The sequence below is a fragment of the Enterococcus sp. DIV0756 genome (assembly GCF_051710745.1).
GTDB lineage: Bacteria > Bacillota > Bacilli > Lactobacillales > Enterococcaceae > Enterococcus_A.
On record NZ_JBIOLF010000001.1, the window covers coordinates 2,034,188 to 2,053,435 of the forward strand.

Annotated in this window: 18 protein-coding genes; 5 read left to right on the plus strand and 13 right to left on the minus strand. The window is 39.2% G+C overall.

Translation table 11 applies throughout. From position 1 onward, the window contains the following. Nucleotides 1–45 precede the first annotated feature (45 nt). The 8 genes from IGI44_RS09845 to IGI44_RS09880 form a co-directional block, all read right to left on the minus strand. Nucleotides 46–1,317, minus strand: coding sequence for a gluconate:proton symporter (locus IGI44_RS09845; RefSeq protein ID WP_438787563.1), 1,272 nt, complete (start codon nt 1,315–1,317; stop codon nt 46–48). Between the two features lie 13 nt (nt 1,318–1,330). Further along, entirely contained in the window at nt 1,331–1,576 is a 246-nt protein-coding gene (locus IGI44_RS09850) for a hypothetical protein (RefSeq protein ID WP_438787564.1), read from the minus strand. Continuing rightward, nucleotides 1,576–2,310: a sugar phosphate isomerase/epimerase family protein gene (locus IGI44_RS09855; RefSeq protein WP_438787565.1), complete on the minus strand. Its 735-nt coding sequence runs from the start codon at nt 2,308–2,310 to the stop codon at nt 1,576–1,578. Before IGI44_RS09855 ends, IGI44_RS09850 begins: the two co-directional genes overlap by 1 nt. Before the next feature lie 188 nt (nt 2,311–2,498). Beyond that, nucleotides 2,499–3,485, minus strand: coding sequence for a LacI family DNA-binding transcriptional regulator (locus IGI44_RS09860; protein ID WP_438787566.1), 987 nt, complete (start codon nt 3,483–3,485; stop codon nt 2,499–2,501). Between the two features lie 77 nt (nt 3,486–3,562). Next, nucleotides 3,563–4,165 carry a transglutaminase-like domain-containing protein gene (locus tag IGI44_RS09865; RefSeq protein WP_438787567.1) on the minus strand — a complete coding sequence of 201 codons (603 nt, stop codon included), beginning with the start codon at nt 4,163–4,165 and terminating at the stop codon, nt 3,563–3,565. Next, nucleotides 4,156–4,692 carry an adenylate kinase gene (locus IGI44_RS09870; protein WP_438787568.1) on the minus strand — a complete coding sequence of 179 codons (537 nt, stop codon included), beginning with the start codon at nt 4,690–4,692 and terminating at the stop codon, nt 4,156–4,158. Before IGI44_RS09870 ends, IGI44_RS09865 begins: the two co-directional genes overlap by 10 nt. Before the next feature lie 35 nt (nt 4,693–4,727). Then, the gene (locus IGI44_RS09875) at nt 4,728–5,921 is read right to left on the minus strand and encodes a M28 family metallopeptidase (protein ID WP_438787569.1); all 1,194 of its coding nucleotides are present in this window, start codon (nt 5,919–5,921) and stop codon (nt 4,728–4,730) included. 90 nt (nt 5,922–6,011) lie between these two features. Beyond that, nucleotides 6,012–6,746 carry a MerR family transcriptional regulator gene (locus tag IGI44_RS09880; RefSeq protein WP_438787570.1) on the minus strand — a complete coding sequence of 245 codons (735 nt, stop codon included), beginning with the start codon at nt 6,744–6,746 and terminating at the stop codon, nt 6,012–6,014. A 178-nt stretch (nt 6,747–6,924) separates the two neighbouring features. Here IGI44_RS09880 and IGI44_RS09885 point away from each other — a divergent pair, with 178 nt between their 5' ends. Continuing rightward, complete coding sequence (locus IGI44_RS09885) at nt 6,925–7,713, plus strand: Cof-type HAD-IIB family hydrolase (protein WP_438787571.1); 789 nt, start codon at nt 6,925–6,927, stop codon at nt 7,711–7,713. 36 nt (nt 7,714–7,749) lie between these two features. Here the strand turns inward: IGI44_RS09885 and IGI44_RS09890 are convergent, their stop codons facing one another. Beyond that, complete coding sequence (locus IGI44_RS09890) at nt 7,750–9,075, minus strand: citrate/2-methylcitrate synthase (protein ID WP_438788960.1); 1,326 nt, start codon at nt 9,073–9,075, stop codon at nt 7,750–7,752. Nucleotides 9,076–9,262: 187 nt separating this feature from the next. On the opposite strand from IGI44_RS09890, the gene acnA reads away from it, so the two are divergent. Together acnA and icd are read left to right on the plus strand one after the other, a co-directional pair. After that, nucleotides 9,263–11,914: an aconitate hydratase AcnA gene (gene acnA / locus IGI44_RS09895; protein ID WP_438787572.1), complete on the plus strand. Its 2,652-nt coding sequence runs from the start codon at nt 9,263–9,265 to the stop codon at nt 11,912–11,914. Next, nucleotides 11,914–13,146 (plus strand): NADP-dependent isocitrate dehydrogenase, encoded by a 1,233-nt coding sequence (gene icd, locus IGI44_RS09900; RefSeq protein ID WP_438787573.1) that lies wholly within the window; start codon nt 11,914–11,916, stop codon nt 13,144–13,146. Before acnA ends, icd begins: the two co-directional genes overlap by 1 nt. A 227-nt stretch (nt 13,147–13,373) precedes the next feature. Here the strand turns inward: icd and IGI44_RS09905 are convergent, their stop codons facing one another. Together IGI44_RS09905 and IGI44_RS09910 are read right to left on the minus strand one after the other, a co-directional pair. Further along, nucleotides 13,374–13,601 carry a hypothetical protein gene (locus IGI44_RS09905; protein ID WP_438787574.1) on the minus strand — a complete coding sequence of 76 codons (228 nt, stop codon included), beginning with the start codon at nt 13,599–13,601 and terminating at the stop codon, nt 13,374–13,376. A 109-nt stretch (nt 13,602–13,710) separates the two neighbouring features. Continuing rightward, nucleotides 13,711–14,196, minus strand: coding sequence for a GAF domain-containing protein (locus IGI44_RS09910; RefSeq protein ID WP_438787575.1), 486 nt, complete (start codon nt 14,194–14,196; stop codon nt 13,711–13,713). Nucleotides 14,197–14,530: 334 nt separating this feature from the next. Between IGI44_RS09910 and IGI44_RS09915 the strand changes: the two genes are divergently transcribed. Continuing rightward, complete coding sequence (locus IGI44_RS09915; RefSeq protein ID WP_438787576.1) at nt 14,531–15,940, plus strand: peptidoglycan DD-metalloendopeptidase family protein; 1,410 nt, start codon at nt 14,531–14,533, stop codon at nt 15,938–15,940. A 90-nt stretch (nt 15,941–16,030) separates the two neighbouring features. Further along, complete coding sequence (locus IGI44_RS09920; RefSeq protein ID WP_438787577.1) at nt 16,031–16,741, plus strand: DNA alkylation repair protein; 711 nt, start codon at nt 16,031–16,033, stop codon at nt 16,739–16,741. 46 nt (nt 16,742–16,787) lie between these two features. Here IGI44_RS09920 and budA read toward each other — a convergent pair whose 3' ends face one another. Both budA and alsS read right to left on the minus strand, forming a co-directional pair. Further along, entirely contained in the window at nt 16,788–17,501 is a 714-nt protein-coding gene (gene budA / locus IGI44_RS09925) for an acetolactate decarboxylase (protein ID WP_438787578.1), read from the minus strand. Between the two features lie 58 nt (nt 17,502–17,559). After that, the gene (gene alsS, locus IGI44_RS09930; protein ID WP_438787579.1) at nt 17,560–19,212 is read right to left on the minus strand and encodes an acetolactate synthase AlsS; all 1,653 of its coding nucleotides are present in this window, start codon (nt 19,210–19,212) and stop codon (nt 17,560–17,562) included. Nucleotides 19,213–19,248 lie beyond the last annotated feature (36 nt).

Sequence of the window (19,248 nt, forward strand, 5' to 3'; positions counted from 1 at the left end):
ATTTTTTATTTTATTGACTTATAAACAAATTTCCTGCTCTCTCTTTTAAAGCAAGACATACGCAGCAATCAAATTCAGAACAGTTGCTGCCCACGCCCAGGGCATTCCTGTCATCAAAAATGTTTTTGTATCCAATCCAGCATATTGCACAGACCACAAGTTCCATGATTGCGTAATACATGCGGAGACACCCATCATTGAAGGAACAACTAACAGTCCATATAAGAAGTACTGATCAAACATTCCAGTTCCAACTAAGATCGCCGCAGTTGCTGCCCCCGCCCCATAGAGCATCAATGGGCCTCGGAAGTAAGAAAGCGGCGCGATAATCGCTACAATGATAATCAGAACTAGCTTGCTGCTTGGAATAATTTCTTGGAATACACTGGTGAAACCTGACATTGCATGAACTGCAGCAGATTGAAACATCGTCAAGACAAACAACATAATCAACAATCCGGCAATATCACTAATCGCGTGTTTAGCAGTTTCGTTCATCATGGTGACAAATTTGCTGTAACGCTTCATATTTCCTGTCGCAGCAAAAGCGATAATCGTTGAAAGTAAGAGCGCTGGTACAGCATCCCATTTTGCAAAAATACTTAAAGCAACGGGCATGACTGGTAAAATGTAGGTCCACACGGGAACTTCTACGATTTCTTCCTCCGTATCACTTTCAACAATTTCAGGCTTTCCGTTACGAATTTTCTTCGCATTGAACAAAATGAAGAGGATTAGAATCACTAACTGAACTCCCATTGCCACAAAGCCGAAGCGTTGATAATGGGGACCCCAAGCTACCTTAGGAAAGAACACTTGGAATTGAACAAAGAGGACGTTGTTAACATACATCGCAGCACCAATTGCAATTGTAAAAATTGAAACAGCAATATTTTTGGGAACACCAATCGAGAACATGATTGGGAACAGAATGACACCAACGGCAATTGCAGAACCTACTCCATAAGAACTCGTAAAGATTAAAGCGATTACAAGGGCAATCAAAATTGTTGCTAAGACTGGACTTTTCTTTCCGACCTTCTCAGTTCTTCGACTAATACTCCCAGCAATTCCTGTATCAACTAAGACTCGTCCGAACCAAGAACCAAAAATGATGTATGCAGCAGTCTTTCCATAATTCAAGACCGGTTCAGTAAAGATTTCCTTTACCGCCGTGTTAAACGGAACCATCCCGATAACGGTCCATAAGATCGCCATTACGAAGAAGCCAACCGTTAAGTTGCCACCCTTCATAGCATAAAGGACAAAGATAATAAAGGTTACAGCTAATAGTATTCCTGTTATTGCGCTACCCACGTTCATTCACCTCCTAATATTTGTTTAGCTCACTTAAAATGCGTTGGTATTTTGAAATTGGTTTTGCGTGGTCTTCAATAAAGAAATCATTTTCCAAATGATTGAATTTTTGAATTAAGTAATAGCCTGTCAGATAAGCAGCTAGTGCTTCTTTAGCAGCTGCTTCCATGTTTTCAGTATCAACTTCAGATCGTTGAATCGTTTCCATAAAATGATACGCAAATGTTTCAGGATCGATTTTTGTTTGTTGTTCAGTCATTAGAATTCACTCTCCAATAAGTCTTTGGCTTCTAAAATTTCACTATTTTCCGTAGTCGGATATTCAATTGCAACAGGAACATCCTTAGGTAAAAGATCCAGTACCTTTCGCCAATCAATCACACCATGATCAAGTCCAGCAGCGACTGGTTGCTCCTCACTGTATTTAACATCTTTTACATGAATATAGTGAACATAATCCTTTAATAATTCAGCTGCTTCCAGCTCGTTTTCTCCTACAAATCGCCAGTTACCAAGGTCATAAACATATCCTATTGTTAATCCAGCGACTTTAACCGCCTTCATAAAGCGATCAATGGCAGCGATTGTACCCGACGTTTGCGTTTGATCATTTTCAATTGATATCTCAATTTCCTGATCAAGAAGCGCTTTCAATTCATTTTCATGAAGCACTCCTGTAAAATCGCCAATGTTCCACTTAATGTGTTTAACACCCATTTGCTTAGCTTCGGATAAATACTGATCTAGTTTGGGATTTATTTCTCCTTGCACATAAACCTCATCGGGAACACTGTAAAATAGATCCAAGCCCAAACGCTTAGCTTCTGATTGAATAACAGGAATTTCTGAGTCAATATTTTTGAAATACTCGCGTCTAATTTCAACCTGAGTAAAACCCAGATCAGAAATCTCCTGTAATAATTCGCTCTGTGTCGCTCCATTTGCTACTCTGTCAGCATAAACTAAAAAATTAAGCACCAATTTATTATCCACTTAAAATCGCTTCCTTTCAGTTAGTTAACCGGTTTCTATATTTGTATAGTAAACCGGTTTCCATAAAATGTCAACGGTTTCACTTTTAAAAAATATTTTTACTTTGTGTACATAAAGAAGCCTCGTTTGGAAATCGGTTTCCTAACGAGGCTTCTTCCATTTAGTTTTTTTATAAAATAACTAATTAATCATACAGATTTACGCCAACGAATGGTTGAAGGAACGATAATTTTTTGAACTTCGGTTGTTTTGGTTACCAACTTTTGCAGCAATTGCTCTGCTGCAACTTCACCAATTTTCTTAGAAGGCTGCTCGATACTCGTTATTCCAGGTCCAACTAATTCCGTCAAATTCCAATCATCGAAACCTGTCACCCCAACCTCATTGGGAATCGCAATACCTTGATGAATGAGCCAAGATAGAGCCTCCATCAACATCCGTCCATTTGAAGCAAATAGAAGTGTCCGGGACTTTTCCTCCAGAACCGACGCTAAAGCAGCATGAATTTGTTCTTCTTGATCGATTTCAATCAATTGACACTTTTTGTCTGCTTTTTTTACTACAGAATCCACCGTTTCAAACCGTAGCTCACGAGTACTGACATCTTTGATCGGTTCGCTAACAACGACGACTTTTTCATAACCTTTGGCCAATGCTTTTTTCAAGATTTCTTGCGTGGCGTCTCTATTATTAGTCAAAACGGAGGACCATTGCTCTGGATCCGTCTGCCGGTCGACTAATAAGAGTGGGATATTGCGTTCAGAAATAAATTGATAGTTTGATGTTTGTCGTGAAGACGGTTGTAAAATAATTCCTTCGACACTTTGATCCAACAATTTTTCTAATAGCTCTTTTTCCTGTGTAATAGAGTTTGCTGCATCCATGATAATCATTTGATAGCCGCTTTTTTCTAAGACTTCTCCGATCCCTTTTAACAGTAAAGAAGAATACATGTTTGAGATATCGGCAACGACAACACCGATCAAGTAGCTATGTTTTGATTTCAAGGCCTGCGCCTGTTTACTGGGACGATAGTTCAAACGCTCGATCACTTCTGCGATTCTTTCTTTTGTCTCCTTTGACATATTGCCATAATTATTATTTAAAAAGCGCGAAATGGTTGTTTTTGAAACACCCGCTTCTTCTGCAACTTCTTTGATGGTTATTTTTTTCATTCTGTCTTCTCCAACTGTCTTTTTTATTATTGTAGCGAATTTCCGAGTAATTGGAAAGACAATGGCTAGCTTCTCAGCTAAAGGGAATCTGGTAGATCATTCACGTACATCTTTAATGCATTACTATTTTTAGTTAAGACTTCCATAGTTTTTCGATTTGGTTTTACAAAAATTATATTTGATTCTTGTTCGCCACATTCACTATTTACCACAAAAGCGAGATGTTCTTCCTTTAAGGAAAATTGTGCATTGATTCCTGCTTTATTTCCTCGTGCGTCGATCCTAAACCAGCGCTTTAATGACTGTAGGTACACAGCGTTAAGCGCATGGATACAATGCCGTTTCTCAACTTCATCAAAAAGCAACAATTTTTGATAGCAATACCCTGTGGGAATACCCGCACCTCTTAGCAATCCCGTCAGTAAATTTGCCTTAGCATAGCAAATTCCATGACCACTATTCAATACCTCAACAGAAGTCTTTGTCACTTCAGACGCCTGAATATCCCATGAATGATCAATATGATCTCTAACAAATAGAAAAGCATTTTGCGCCACTTCTATTTCGTTTTCAGAATTTCGTAACAGTTTATGGCTTAACTCCATCATAGTTTTATCAGTCAAACAAATTTCTGGTAAATCCAGTAGATAGTCAGACATTCTCTTAGACTCTAGTTCCATTCCTCTTCCTCCCTACTAAGATCCAGTTTAAATTCGTAGGTATCATCGATCAACAGATACCGACAATGATATTTTTGGCACAGCCCTAAATTTTTACTATTTTCTTCGAGCACTGATTCCATTGTCAAGTCTGAATCGTCTAATCTCGTTTCTATTGTATTCGCATACTTTTTAATATCCGAAAAACGCGTTTTAATATACCTCTCTGACATAACCAAACAATAGAATCGAATATGAGTTAAGTATTCCTCCGAAAATGACCGCTTCCAATCAAAAGGCACATAGAGTCCTTCGACCACGAGATTTTGATTATTCTCAATTGCCGTTTTAATTATTTCTTTTAAAATTTTCCATAGATAAGGCGTGAGTTCTTTATCATCCGACGGGGTTAATTTTGTCTCACCGCTACGAATTAATCCCATTTTCAGGTGATCAATGGATAAATATGGATAATGATACTTCTCAAGTAGTTGCTGAGCCAAGGCAGTTTTGCCTGTATGTGATGCTCCAGTAATGATTACAATCATCTAAATCCACCTTTCATATTCTATGTATTCCCTAACTATTGTTTATTTAAATTATTTTGAGTTAGTTTTTTGATAACAGCGGTTAAATTTTGAGCAGTTGGCTCGATGAGTGCTTGATTGACAGTCTCGATCGTATCTCTTGATGTATGCGTGTCCACTAGCGCCCCAGTAAAGAAATCAGATGATGTTACAGCTAAACACGGAATCTTGCGAAATACAAAAGGAACATGATCCCCCGCAAACCATTGCTCACCAGAAATGAGCTGATTGTTGTTTTGAAAGATCTTCTGCAGAGTTTTTTCTATTTTCCGTGGCAATCCGTAACTAGATATCACTGGTTTTGAACCTATATGACAAGGCGAATCAATGTTTACCATCAAAATAATTTGCTCATTTCTACTTTCCATATCTGCCAAATACAATAATTCGCCAGATGCTTCGAAATACTCTTCACTATTGAATGGAATAATTTCAATATCAAATTGTGTACTCTCAATAATTTCAGCTATTCGCATTAGAACGGCGAGTCCTGCTCCATTGTCTAATGCACCAGGGGTCCCGTATTTTGTATCCATATGAGCAGCAATAATAATTTTGCCTTTTGATTTTTTTGTTTTTTTCTCAGCTACAAGCTGGTAACTCCACGCTGGAGTTTTCCGCGAATCAATAATTACCCTTCCTTGCGAATTTATGCGAATCGCTTCTTCTAAATCTGGTAGAAATTGCTGATTGAAATTGGCCGAAGGAATCATAAAATTGCCATCTTCAAATAGAGGAAAGGGATTGGTTCCGTTCAATAGAGTCTTTCCAGTTGCGGCAATAATAGCTAAGGGGGGCTTTTCTTCGAGAAGTTGAATGATTGATTTATGCCCATCCGGATAATAAAAAGGATAGTTTTTGGGAGATAAGGGCTCCCTGGTTAATGCGTCAGCTAAAACCAAAATACTATTCTGACAATTGAACTTTTCCAATTCCTCCACTGTTTTAGCAATCATTATTTTTCCTTTTCCATTAAAAGCTGATGAAAAGGGGCTGGCTTCAAGTACAAATCTTCTATTCCCAAGTGTAAGCTCAGCTTTTCCTCTTCGCCATGTCCAGCAATCAAAAGGGAGTTTCTTAATTCCATACCCTAATTGGCTCAATCGCCTCTCTAGAAATTGCAAGACCTTATGATTAGCCTCAGTCCCTACTGCTCGTTCCTTTAAAAAGAGTTCATTCATTTTTTTCATTAGCAAAACATCCCTTCCAATCCAAATAGTGAAAATCCTTTACTATAAAAACATAGCATGATTAAAATGGATGGGGTGCGTATGTAAGGTTTATAGTTTCTCTAACTCAGCAAGCAAGGAGGGAATCTTTTGAGCCGCCAACAGTAATTTTTGCAATTCCGCTAACCAATTGTCACCAACAGAAATAATTTCATGGGAAATCGGCTCATCAATGAGTAAACAAGATCCCCTTCTATCATATCCAGTCAAACTAGTATGGATGGCAGCAATACTATAGCCCGCTTGCAAAAGTAAATAGATCACTTGAATTCGTGTAAAATCTTCTACCGAATAAACAACTTTTCCTGTGGGATTTTTCCCTTCAGGTAAAATCAATGCATTGCGTTCCCAATTTCGAATCGTATCTACTGTGACTCCGAAATATTCAGCAACGTTCTTACGTGTCATCTCAAAATCAGGAATCAAAGTATGCTGCTCAATCCTATTTTGAAAAAGGGCGACCGTCTGTTGTGCCAAGGAAATCTCCGCTTCAATAGATTTAACATATTGTTCCAGTTTCCTTCTGACTTCTTGCCAATCCTTTTTGGCGGAGGCAAATAAAAGGGCATTTCCGGCCGCTCTAATTGCTTTTGTTGTGAAGGGATACCCAAAAATACAGCGACAAATTTGAACCTGGTACCTATGAAGCTCAGTAAATACCCGATAATTATTCTTTGGATTTCGTTGCGCCTGAGAAATAAACCCTGACTTTTCATAAAGGCGAATCGTATTGGAATGAAGCAGAAAAATTCTGCATAGCTCTGTTGGACTGTATTCATTGTGCATCTTGGTTATCATCCCCTTTTTGAGAGTCAGGTGTACGAATAAAATTTGTTTGCGTTTTGTGTAAAAAAAGAATGATGTTTCTCAATCTTTCTTTTATACTGATTGTAATCGAATTCACTTTAAAATTCAGCTTTACCTTTAAGGAAAAAAAACGTTATACGATTGGAGGATTGTTCGTGTGAATAATTATCGCGTCGCTTTTTTTGATATTGATGGTACCTTGGCGGATAACAACTTACCTCATGGGTTATCTTTTGCCAAACGAATTCCCGAATCTGCAAAACATGCATTGAAAAAGTTGAAAGAAAATCAAATCGAACCCGTGATTGCCTCAGGCCGGCACTACGGGGCGTTGAATGAATTGGCTGTTCATCTAGGTGTCGACAGTATTATTTCTTCTAACGGAAATTGTGTCCATTATCGAGGAAGCATGATCCATCAAAATGCGATCCCTCAGGAATTGCTCAAAAAACTGTTCCTTCAGTTGGATCAACTGGGAATAGAATGTTTGATCGAAACGCCCCACAAACTTTATTGTTTTGAAACAAATCAGTATCAAGGAGATCCATCCTCTGAAAAAACCTTGCTGAAAAAAACGGATCCGCTCCCGGAAGATGTCATCCAATTAATCGTTCCTTGGAGCGAAAAAACAGATTTTAACTTAGGGTTAGACTCCCCGCTTATCGTAGAAAAGGTCGCTCCTGTTGCGGCTAATATTCATTTAAAAACTGGAACAAAGGCAGAAGGCATTCATAAAATCTGTGACTCAATGAAAATTACTGCCAAACAAGCGCTAGCCTTCGGTGATGAAGAAAATGATTTTACGATGTTTGACGCCGTAGGATTTCCTGTTGCTATGGGAAATGCCGCACCAGCGTTAAAAGAAAAAGCTGCCTATATTACCTCAGCAGTAGGAGAAGATGGCATCTGGAAAGCGTGTATTGATCTTGGATTGATTTCAGAATAGAAAAATTCCGTCAGAAAGCTCTCTGACGGAATTTTTTTAGCGTTCAATAATGCTCTGATAGTCACGATCCTCAGAAACTTCCATATAAGCAGGTCGGATGATCTTTTGAACATTAATCAGCTCTTCGATTCGATGCGCCGACCAGCCAACGATCCGTGCGATCGCAAACATTGGTGTATACAATTCCTGAGGTAAATCCAACATGTGATAAACAAAACCACTAAAGAAATCGATATTGGCGCTAACTCCTTTATAAACTTTACGTCTTTCGGAAATAATTTCTGGCGCTAGTCGCTCTACTTTGCGGTACAGGTTAAATTCTGCGGAAGCTTCGGAACCTTTTTCCTCTGCTAACTTTTCTACATAACGTTTAAAAATTTCTGCGCGTGGATCTGATTCTGCATAGATGGCGTGTCCCATCCCGTAAATCAAGCCTTGTTTATCAAACGCCTCTTTATTTAAAATCTTTTCTAAGTAATCGCGAATTTCGTTCTCATCTTCACAATCGTTGACAGTTGCCTTTAGATCTTCCATCATTTGCGTAACCTTAATATTAGCGCCACCATGTTTAGGACCCTTTAAAGAACCTAGTGCTGCTGCAATAGTCGAATAAGTATCTGTGCCGCTGGATGTAACAACTCGTGTTGTAAAGGTCGAATTGTTCCCTCCGCCGTGTTCCATATGTAACACCAGTGCCATATCTAATGTTTGGGCTTCTTGGCTGGTATATTTTTTGTCCGGACGCAGCATGGTCAAGATGGCTTCAGCAGTGCTCAAATTCTCAGCTGGACGATGGATATACATACTATCCCCTTTGCTATAATGATTGTATGCATGGTAAGAATAGACGGCAATCATTGGAAAAGTCGCAATCAAGGATAAACTTTGATCTAACACATTCTCTATGCTAACATCATCAGATTTGTCGTCATAACATCCTAATGTCAGGACGCTGCGGGAAATCATATTCATGATATTGTGTGATGGCGCCTTCATAATAACATCACGCACAAAATTGGTTGGAAGTGTTCGTCTTTTACCGATTAAAGCCTGAAATTCCGCTAGCTCAACTTCGGTTGGCAACGATCCAAATAATAACAAATAGCTTACTTCTTCAAAGCCTAAACGCTCTTCAGAAACAAAGCCATTTACTAATTCATTGATATCGATTCCGCGATAACGAAGTTCACCATATTTGGAAATAACTTTATCGCCGTCCATAATTTGGGGATGGATCGTAGAGATATTGGTCAAACCAGCCAAAACACCTTTGCCGTCTAGGTCACGCAATCCTCTTTTTACATTATGTTTCTTATATAAAGAAGCATCTAAATAATCCTCTTTTCGGCATACCTCAGCCATTTGGTTCAAATCTAACATCATTGTGTCCTCCTAACCTTATTTAATTTAACAATCGGGTTAAGAAACATTATAACACCATTGGCGTAAAATGAAATACTTTTAATAATTTCATTTACTTTCTTTTTCTTTATTCGTATAATAAACCCATCTGAATTTAAATGATAACGTATTTAGGAGGGATTTTGTATTGAATTGGAAAAAAGAGCTTCTTGTCAATAACGAACATTATACATACTTTGATCTTTCATCTATTGTCAATACGTACCAAAAAGATATTGCTGATTATCCATTCAGCATTCGTGTGTTATTAGAAAGCTTGGCACGCCATCAAGAGCTTACTGATTTAGAGAGCTTAATTGCTTTTGATGCCAAACAACCGTCAGGTGTGGTCCCTTTTCGACCATCACGTGTTGTTTTGCAGGATTTTACAGGGGTTCCTGCTGTTGTAGACCTTGCCGCAATGCGCGACGCTGTAGTAAAGCTTGGCGGTGATCCAAAAGTGATTAATCCAGAGATTCCGGTAACTTTAGTAGTAGATCACTCTGTTCAAGTCGATTGTGCAGGTACCTCTGATAGTTTGGCTTACAATACCGAGAAAGAATTCGAGCGAAATCATGAACGTTATCAATTTCTTAAATGGGCGCAACAAGCCTTTGATAATTTCGAAGTTGTCCCACCTGAAACTGGTATCATCCATCAAGTAAATCTTGAGTATTTATCAGATGTCATATTGAAAAACGAAGATCACCTACTGTTTCCTGATTCCTTAGAAGGAACAGATTCCCATACGACGATGATCAATGGCCTTGGTGTACTGGGCTGGGGGGTTGGCGGTATCGAAGCGGAGGCTGCAATCTTGGGTGAAGCTTCTTATTTCCCTACACCAGAAGTGATTGGTGTGGAATTAACTGGAACGTTGAGTCCAGGAGCCACTGCCACAGATTTAGCCCTTTACCTTACCGAACTATTGCGAAATGAAAAAGTGGTTGGTAAATTTGTTGAGTATTTCGGGACTGGCTATAAGACCTTAAGCCTTTCTGATCGTGCAACGATCGCGAATATGGCACCTGAATATGGTGCAACCTGCGGCTTCTGTCCAATTGATGAAGAAACCCTAAGTTACCTCCGTTTAACTGGACGTTCTGAGGAACAGGTCGCATTAGTCGAAGCCTATGCAAAACAAAACAAACTCTTTTATGATGGTTCAGAAACGCCGAACTATACACGGGTAATCCGATTAGATCTATCAACTGTTCAATCTTCGGTCGCAGGTCCAAAACGGCCACAAGACCGGATTCCATTAGCCGAAGTTTCCGAAAATTTCAAAACTTCATTAACCAATCCAAGTGGTCCTAAAGGATTTGGCTTGAAGCCAGAAGAGGCCGATCGTCAAGCGGTGATTCAAGGAACCGATCAAACCATTGAGACGGGTGACCTAACCTTAGCTGCAATCACTAGTTGTACAAATACCAGTAACCCATCGGTTATGGTGGCTGCCGGCTTGTTGGCTAAAAAAGCAGTGGCTCTTGGGTTGAAAGTCCCTGAAACCATTAAAACTTCTTTGGCTCCAGGATCAAAGATTGTGACGCAATATTTGGAAAAAGGACATTTATTAGAGCCTTTAGCCGAATTAGGGTTTGATATTGTCGGTTATGGCTGTACTACTTGCATCGGAAATTCTGGCCCCTTAGCTGAAGAGATCGAAACAACTTTAAAAGACAGCGAATTGGTTGTATCGGCTGTTTTATCAGGAAATCGAAATTTTGAAGGACGAATTCACCCATTAATTAAAGCAAATTATCTTGCCTCTCCTCCTTTAGTGATCGCTTATGCTTTAGCTGGTACTATCAAAAAGGATCTTACGAGGGAAGCACTTGCGACAATCGATGGAAAGGACATTTACTTAAAAGATCTGTGGCCTACGCAAGAAGAAGTAAATGCGTATATCAATGATTTCTTGAATCCAGAAGATTTCCGCGAAGCCTATAAGAATGTGTATCAATCAAACGAACGCTGGAATAAGATTGAGACCTCCGAGGGTGACTGCTATGAATGGGACGATGCGTCGACATATATTGCAAATCCACCATTCTTTACAAATCTTGGACAATCATCAGAGGACCTGAATCCTTTGACTGATTTGCAAGTATTGGCCAAATTTGGTGATTCAGTAACAACTGACCATATCTCCCCAGCCGGAAATATCGGACTTCAATCTCCTGCTGGAAAATATTTGAAAGATCGTGGATTGTCCTATAAAGATTTTAATTCTTTTGGATCAAGACGAGGCAATCATGAAGTCATGATGCGCGGGACGTTTGGAAATATTCGCATTCAAAATCAATTAACGCCAGATACTACTGGCGGGTATACGAAATTGGCAACAACTGGTGAAGAATTATCCATTTATGATGCAGCAATGCAGTATCAAAAGGAGCAAATTGGTACGCTGATTCTTGCAGGCAAAGATTACGGTATGGGTTCTTCTCGCGATTGGGCCGCTAAAGGAACAAATCTATTAGGTGTTAAAGCCGTTTTAGCGGAAAGCTATGAACGAATTCACCGTAGTAATTTGGTCATGATGGGCGTCATTCCTTTTGAATATCTTCCTGGAGAAACGGCTGAATCACTTGGTTTAACAGGATTGGAAAGCTATAGCTTTGATTTCCCTGCTGAACCAGCAATCAATCAAATCATTGATGTGACCGCTAAAGGCGAGAAGACCATTCACTTCCAAGCAAAATTACGCTTTGATTCTGCAGCTGATATTGCTTATTGGAAAAACCAAGGAATTTTACCGTTGGTTATCAATAAAAAAGTGCAAAAGGAGCAAGCATAATGACAAATACTTTGACTCCAGTCATCCCTTATATTGAAGGCGATGGAATCGGTCCAGAAATCTGGCAGGCGACGAAAAAAGTTGTTGATGCTGCGGTCTCTTCTACCTATTCAAATGAGCGAAAAATTGATTGGCTAGAGATTCTCGCTGGTGAAAAAGCCTTTAATCAAACCGGTACTTGGCTTCCTAATGATACATTGGAGGCTATCAAGAAACACAAAATTGCAATCAAAGGGCCGTTGACCACACCGATTGGGGAAGGCTTCCGCTCATTGAATGTCACTCTGCGTCAGGATTTGGACTTATATGCCTGTGTCCGCCCTGTTCGCTATTTTAAGGGAGTGCCCTCTCCTTTAAAAGAACCTGAAAAAACTGATATGACGATTTTCCGTGAAAACACAGAAGATGTTTATGCTGGTATTGAGTTTGCCAAAGATTCAGGAGAAGCTAAACAACTTTTGGACTTTTTGACAGAACAATTAGCTGTTACTAAAGTTCGTTTTCCAGACTCAAGCGCTTTGGGAATTAAACCAATTTCTCAAGAAGGTAGTGAGCGGTTGATTGCTGCTGCCTTAGACTACGCCATTGAGCAAGGAAAAAAACGGGTCACGCTTGTTCACAAAGGCAATATCATGAAATTTACGGAAGGCGGCTTTAAAAATTGGGGATATGATTTGATTGAGAACAACTATCCTCAAGCCTTCACAATGAATCAATACAAAACAATTGCCGCTGAACATGGCAACGAAAAAGCAGATGCCGCATTAGAAGAAGCAAAAAAGACTGACAAAATTATTGTTGATGATGTGATTGCCGATAATTTCTTACAGCAAATTCTGTTATATCCGGAAAAATATCAAGTCGTGGCAACAACCAATTTAAACGGCGATTATATCTCTGATGCATTAGCGGCACAGGTCGGCGGTATCGGTATCTCTCCAGGCGCAAATATTAATTATAAGACTGGTCATGCCATCTTTGAGGCCACGCATGGAACCGCACCTGATATCGCAGGTAAAGGCTGGGCTAATCCTTGCTCGTTACTGCTTTCTGCATGCATGATGTTAGATCATCTTGGCTGGTTTGAAGCTAGTAAGAAAATTATGTCCGCCATCGAACAGTCACTGCAAAACAATCAGATGACTCACGATTTCGCTCAGATGCTTGAGATAGAAGAGCTTTCTACAGCTAAATTTGCCGATTGTCTAATTGATAAAATTCAAACTACTTAAGGATACGAACAGCAGATCCCATGGAAGAGAAAACTTCCATGGGATTTTTTAAGTGCGCAATTATTCCAATAAGCGTTTAATTAATACTTACAGAAACTATTTTTTTGAAAAATTATAAGAAAAATGGCGGTGTTATTCTATAATCATGGTGCTAAATTTTTCAAAATATAAGCAAAAAAAAATCACTCAGAAGACTCTCTGAGCGATTTTATAAACAGGACGGTCTGTTAACTAAAGAAACACTCTTTGGAAACAATTCCCGCTACTTCACTGTATTTAATTAATACTTGTCCGTTTACTTGGTCAATCTTGTCTGCATCCAATCCGTAGAAACGCTCTACGTTCACGATGCACCCACTATTCTCTTTACGAATCACTTCTCCAATGATCGGCCGAGCAAAATCAGTCTTACGGCATTCATAGCTTTCTCCAACAATAATCGCTTCTTTATTCATTCAACCACCTCATTAATGTTTTATACTACACTTATATAGTAGCATTAAGCGCAATAAATTACTACATTAAGGGTGTTATTTATCAAATAACCATCTTTTTGGATAAAATTTAAAAATTTAAATTTAAATTATCTAGCAATAATGAGACATATTGTTCTAAGTAAAACTGATCAATTTGATCGTACATCCCAATCTCGGAACTGTCTAAATCCAACACACCAACCAATTGATCCCCTTTTTTCATTGGAACAACGATTTCCGATCGGGCTGCTGAATCGCAGGCAATATAATTTTTATGTTCGAGGACATTTTCAACGATCAGAGTTTGATTTTTTTCAGCTGCTTCTCCGCAGACGCCCTTTCCCATCGCAATATGCACACAAGATACATTGCCTTGAAACGGCCCTAAAATTAATTCCTCATTTTTAAACAGATAGTAGCCGGCAAAAACGGTATCCTGTAATGTTTGATTTAACAAAGCGGATGAATTCGCCAAATTAGCGATTAAATCCGTTTCTCCCTCTAATAAAGCTTTTTGTTGCATCAACATTAATTTATATGCCTCTTCTTTTGCTTCTTGATTTTTCCAAACCACGTAGATTCCTCCCATTTTTGTTTCCATTAGAAAAATTAGTCTATCAGCTTCTATTTTTTAAGATACGTGAAAAACACTGATAACTTTCGGTTTATTCTACCGCAATTATCCCAATAACACCATTGATTAAAATATAAGTTAAAACAAGAAAAAATTAGCTATTCGCCCCATTAATACGCGAACTTGTCAAGTGAATTAACGCTTGTTTTCCGTCCTAAATATTTCATTTTCATTACAATCTATACGGTTAGATAAAAATTCAAATACTTTAAACTTTTTCTTCATAAATTCTTATATAATTGAACGCGAAAGATGAAAAAAGTGAGGGAATCCATTGATTAAGTTGAAGAGATATACGGCACTGACTTTGTGTGCCTTAACATTAACCGCTACCCCATTAAGTGCATTGGCAGATGAGTATGATCAAAAGATTGCCGATCAAGATAAAAAAATCTCTGATTTACAGCAAACAGAACAGTCTGCTGAGGATCAAAAAGCAGCATTAGAGCAACAAGTAGCTGCGGTTGAACAAGAAGTTAACGCCGTCTTAAAAGAAAAGACGAACGAAGAAAAGAAAATGAGTGACTTGACTGCTAAGATTGCTGTTCTTCAAGAAAAAATCCAAAAACGTGAAGAACAAATCAGAAAGCAAGCACGTGATGTGCAAACGAAGCAGGATTCTGGCTCAATCGTTGACGCGGTGATTAACTCTAAATCATTTGGCGAAGCGGTTAAGAAAACAGTAGCTGTCTCAACTATTTTAACGGCAAGTAAAAACATCATGGAACAACAAACTAAGGATAAAGCTGAGTTAGAAAAACTTGAAAAAGAGGCAGAACAACGTCTCCAAGTAATCAACAAAAAAACAGCAGAATTAAAAGCGAAACAAGAGCAATTGGTTCAAACGAAATTGGATCAGCAAGTGAAGATCAATGAGATTCAAGCAAGTATTGCTACTGAAAAGGATCAAAAAGATAAATATCAAAAGCAAAAAGAAGAGGCTGAGAAGAAACGCCAAGCCGCTTTGAAGGCTTTAGAAGAACAACGTAAAAAAGAAGAAGAAGCACGCGAAAAAGCTCAAGCTGAGGCAGAAAAACAAGCTAAGAAAGCGGCAGAAGAAGCTCAAAAAGCAGCGGCAGAAGCAGAAAGACAAGCGGCGGAAGCAGAAACTGCAAAGCAAAAACAAGAAGCTGAGATCGCTCAACTTGAAGCTCAAAAACAAGAGCAAGAAGCGAAACAACAACAACAGCAAGCACAAACAGTTACTGATGCAGGTGCTAGTCAAGTGACTACTAACCCATCAACGCCAACTACTAATGCCTCAAAACCTGCAGCAACTAGCAGCGGTTGGGCTTCACCATTATCAATTGGTTTAGTTGTTACAAGTCCATTCGGACCACGTCAAGATCCGACGGGGGCTTCTGGTACACAACATGATGGCATTGATTTTGCCGGTTCAGCTGGTACACCGATCATGGCTTCTAAAGGCGGAACAGTCGTTGAAGCTGGGTTCCACTGGTCAGCTGGGAATCATGTCGTGATTCAGCATCCAGATGGTTATTACTCTTATTACATGCATATGGTTTCTGCGCCAAGTGTTGGTGTCGGCTCATCAGTTAGTGCTGGTCAAGTATTAGGCGGTATGGGAACGACAGGTAACTCAACAGGTGTTCATTTACATTTTGGTGTTTCAACCGCATTATGGTCAGGTTTTGTAAACCCTGCTCCGTTATTAGGTGTTTAATTGAACAATTAAAAAAAGTGTAGAACAATTATCGGAATATTTCTGATCATTGTTCTACGCTTTTTATTTATTATTGAAAGGATAGTTACTATGACGATTGATGAAATCATTACTTATTTGGAAGATTCTTCCTCAGAAAAATTCAAAAAGAATATTATTAAATTAGGCATTCCTGCTGAACACACAATCGGTGTCCCTACTTCTGAACTGCGCAAATTCGCACGAAAGCTGCCTAAGGACAAGGATTTTCTAATGGAACTGTGGCAGACGAATTATCATGAATGCAGAATCCTCGCCGTGTTGGCGCTCAAGCCTAAAGACTGTACTGATGAAGACATTGCCTACTTTATGAGTGGGATCATTTCATGGGATCTCTGTGATCTATTCTGTAAAAATGTTTTAATCAAGCAAAAAGATTTTGATCGCTTTATCCAAGACTGGATTGATTCTGATAAATTATACTTTAAAAGAGCGGCATTTACACTGATTGCCAGCACCTCTACCCACGCCTCCCTATCGATCCCAGAAATTTCCGCCTATTTAGCTTTAATTGATCAGCATTCAGCTGATGACCGATTATTAGTAAAGAAAGCAGCCTCTTGGGCATTGAGAGAGCTTGGGAAAACCAATGAGCAAGCCAAGGAATTGGCGATCGCCCAGGCTGAAGCGATGCAACAACAATCCTCTAAGCCAAAACAATGGATCGCTAAAGACGCATTAAAAGAACTGACACTTTTAGTACAGGCCCCTGGACGCTCACGCTTGATCTCATCAAAATCAAAAATGGGAAAAGAGCTTTAATAAAAAGCCAGAGGTAATGTTTGATTCCCTCTGGCTTGTTTTGTTTCTATTCAGCTTCTTCGATATCTTTTGTAATCTCATCCAATTTGATTTCATTGGTTAAATAATCCGCATTTTCGGTTGGAAAGTGTTGTCGGAATTCAGCTAATTCCATTAGCTCTACTTTTCCATTCGACAATTCGAAATCCAAAACATGTCCACCAAACTGACGATCGTCACTAATAAAATGTAGATGGAATCCGGCAGCAGCAGCACCATGAAACAATCCTGGTGTAAAGAAACCAACGATCGTTCCGGAGATGTTATCCGCTTCAAACTCTGGCTGATTGCGCGCAATTTCTACAAAACGCGGATAAGGTTTCTCTTGTTTTGGAGCTACCCGCACATGCATGTGCTTAAAGGTCCCTTCTATTTTTACTGCTGCAAAAAGATTGTGACTGATTTTTTCAAGAATTTCTTTTTTAACTGAATCATCAGAAACATTCGTTAAAGAAAACACTTCATCTGATTCAAAATTAGTCACCGCCGCATAAGGTGTCAGTTCGTCACCCGTTAACAGATTTACTCTTCCTGTTTCGTCTGCTTGGTAAATGACACCATCCAAGAAAATGACTTCTCCATTTGATCCTTCTAATGTCCCTAGCCCGAAATCACCGAAATCAGATAAAGCCCCAATTTTTTCAGTTCCATCCATTAAATCCTGCATCAGACCACCAAGTGTTCCATGCTGGTAAATATAACTTTTAGTTTTCACTGTCATGAGAATCCCCTTCTCTTTTAGAATATTCGTTAGTCCTCAACGGTCTATTAGGCAAAGCTTAATAGAATTGATCTGGTAAAATCGTTTTTCCTAATTCCTTGTTATCTGAATAATCGATTGGAATATCAATAATCACTGGGCCATCTGTCGCTAATCCTTCCTGAATAGCTGCTTCCAATTCTGCTTTTGATGTTGCCCGTAAACCTTTTGCACCAAAGGCTTCTGCATATTTTACAAAATCAACCGGACCAAAATGAACACCGGCAGAACGGTCATATTTCATTTCTTCCTGAAATTCGACCATATTGTAGCTGCCGTCATTCCAGATTAAGTGAATAATTTTTTGCTTCAAACGAACGGCCGTTTCTAATTCTTGAGCTGAAAATAAGAACCCACCGTCTCCTGAAACAGAAAAGATTTGAGTGTTTGGTCGGACTAAGGCAGATGAGATTGCCCATGGCAGAGCAACACCTAATGTTTGCATTCCATTACTAAATAAAAGATGACGTGGTTCATAGCTCCGGAAATGACGGGCCATCCAAATGTAATGACTCCCGACGTCGACAGTTACAGTCATTTCATCTGTAACATTTTTTTGCAATGTATCAATGACTTCTAACGGATGAACTCGTCCTTCCGTCGTCGCACTCTTTTGTTTGCCATTGATTAATTTTTCTTGCAGGGTAGATAAATAATGATCAGCATCAGCTGATAATTGATAGCTATCAATTGCGTCACTTAATTTTTCAATCGTTTTGGCGATACTGCCAATCAGCTCTGCCTCTGGTTGCATATATTGATCGATTTCCATTGGCACTTCATCTATTACTACAATACGTGCATCCTTCTCTGCATTCCAGTTTCTTGCTTCATATTCGATCGGATCATAGCCAACCGCTAAGACTAAATCACTGCGTTTCAGCAGCATGTCTCCTGGCTGATTGCGGAATAGTCCTACACGACCGAAGAAATTATCCTCCAATTCCCGCGAAATAATTCCCGCACCTTGGAAAGTTTCCACAACTGGCAAACCGGTTTTTTCTACTAATTTGCGAATTGCGGCTGTTTCTTTTTTGCCAGAAGCACGCATACCAACTAATAAGGTTGGCAATTTTGCTTCGTGTATTCGTTTCGCTAAATCGGCAATATCTTCATCTGATGCGGCACCTAAAATTGGTGCAGATAGCGGTTTAATCGCTTCTCCTTGAACCTCACCATCTGTCACATCTTGCGGAATAGATAAAAAGCTGGCGCCTTTTTTTGCGGTTTTAGCGATGCGAAAGGCATTGGCAATATTTTCCGATAAGGTTTCTGGATCTTGAATTTCCGAGCTATATTTTGTGATCGGTGCAAACAGTGCTGCGTTGTCCATACTTTGATGCGTCAATTTTGAAAGGTCTGAGCGTTTTACCTGACCAGCTAAAGCTAAAACGGGATCTCCTTCAGCTGTCGCTGTGACTAATCCTGTTGCTAAATTACTAGCACCAGGACCGCTAGTAGCAATTACCACCCCTGGCTCACCAGTCAAACGGCCAATTGCTTGTGCCATAAAGGCTGCATTTTGTTCATGCCGAGCCAAGATTAATTGTGGTCCGTGATCTTCTAATGTATCAAACACACCATCAATTTTGGCACCAGGGATACCAAAAATAAATGGTACGTTATGATTTTCTAAACTACTTACAATGATTTCTGAACCTTTCTTACTCACTGTATTACATCTCCTTAAAATCTGTATCAATTACAT

Excerpts from the sequence above, each read along its gene's own strand:
- IGI44_RS09850 (WP_438787564.1), bottom strand. The coding sequence starts at position 1,576 with ATGACTGAACAACAAACAAAAATCGATCCTGAAACATTTGCGTATCAT.
- IGI44_RS09860 (WP_438787566.1), bottom strand. The coding sequence starts at position 3,485 with ATGAAAAAAATAACCATCAAAGAAGTTGCAGAAGAAGCGGGTGTTTCA.
- IGI44_RS09865 (WP_438787567.1), bottom strand. The coding sequence starts at position 4,165 with ATGGAACTAGAGTCTAAGAGAATGTCTGACTATCTACTGGATTTACCA.
- IGI44_RS09870 (WP_438787568.1), bottom strand. The coding sequence starts at position 4,692 with ATGATTGTAATCATTACTGGAGCATCACATACAGGCAAAACTGCCTTG.
- IGI44_RS09875 (WP_438787569.1), bottom strand. The coding sequence starts at position 5,921 with ATGAAAAAAATGAATGAACTCTTTTTAAAGGAACGAGCAGTAGGGACT.
- IGI44_RS09880 (WP_438787570.1), bottom strand. The coding sequence starts at position 6,746 with ATGCACAATGAATACAGTCCAACAGAGCTATGCAGAATTTTTCTGCTT.
- IGI44_RS09890 (WP_438788960.1), bottom strand. The coding sequence starts at position 9,075 with ATGGCTGAGGTATGCCGAAAAGAGGATTATTTAGATGCTTCTTTATAT.
- icd (WP_438787573.1), top strand. The coding sequence starts at position 11,914 with ATGACAAATACTTTGACTCCAGTCATCCCTTATATTGAAGGCGATGGA.
- IGI44_RS09905 (WP_438787574.1), bottom strand. The coding sequence starts at position 13,601 with ATGAATAAAGAAGCGATTATTGTTGGAGAAAGCTATGAATGCCGTAAG.
- IGI44_RS09920 (WP_438787577.1), top strand. The coding sequence starts at position 16,031 with ATGACGATTGATGAAATCATTACTTATTTGGAAGATTCTTCCTCAGAA.
- budA (WP_438787578.1), bottom strand. The coding sequence starts at position 17,501 with ATGACAGTGAAAACTAAAAGTTATATTTACCAGCATGGAACACTTGGT.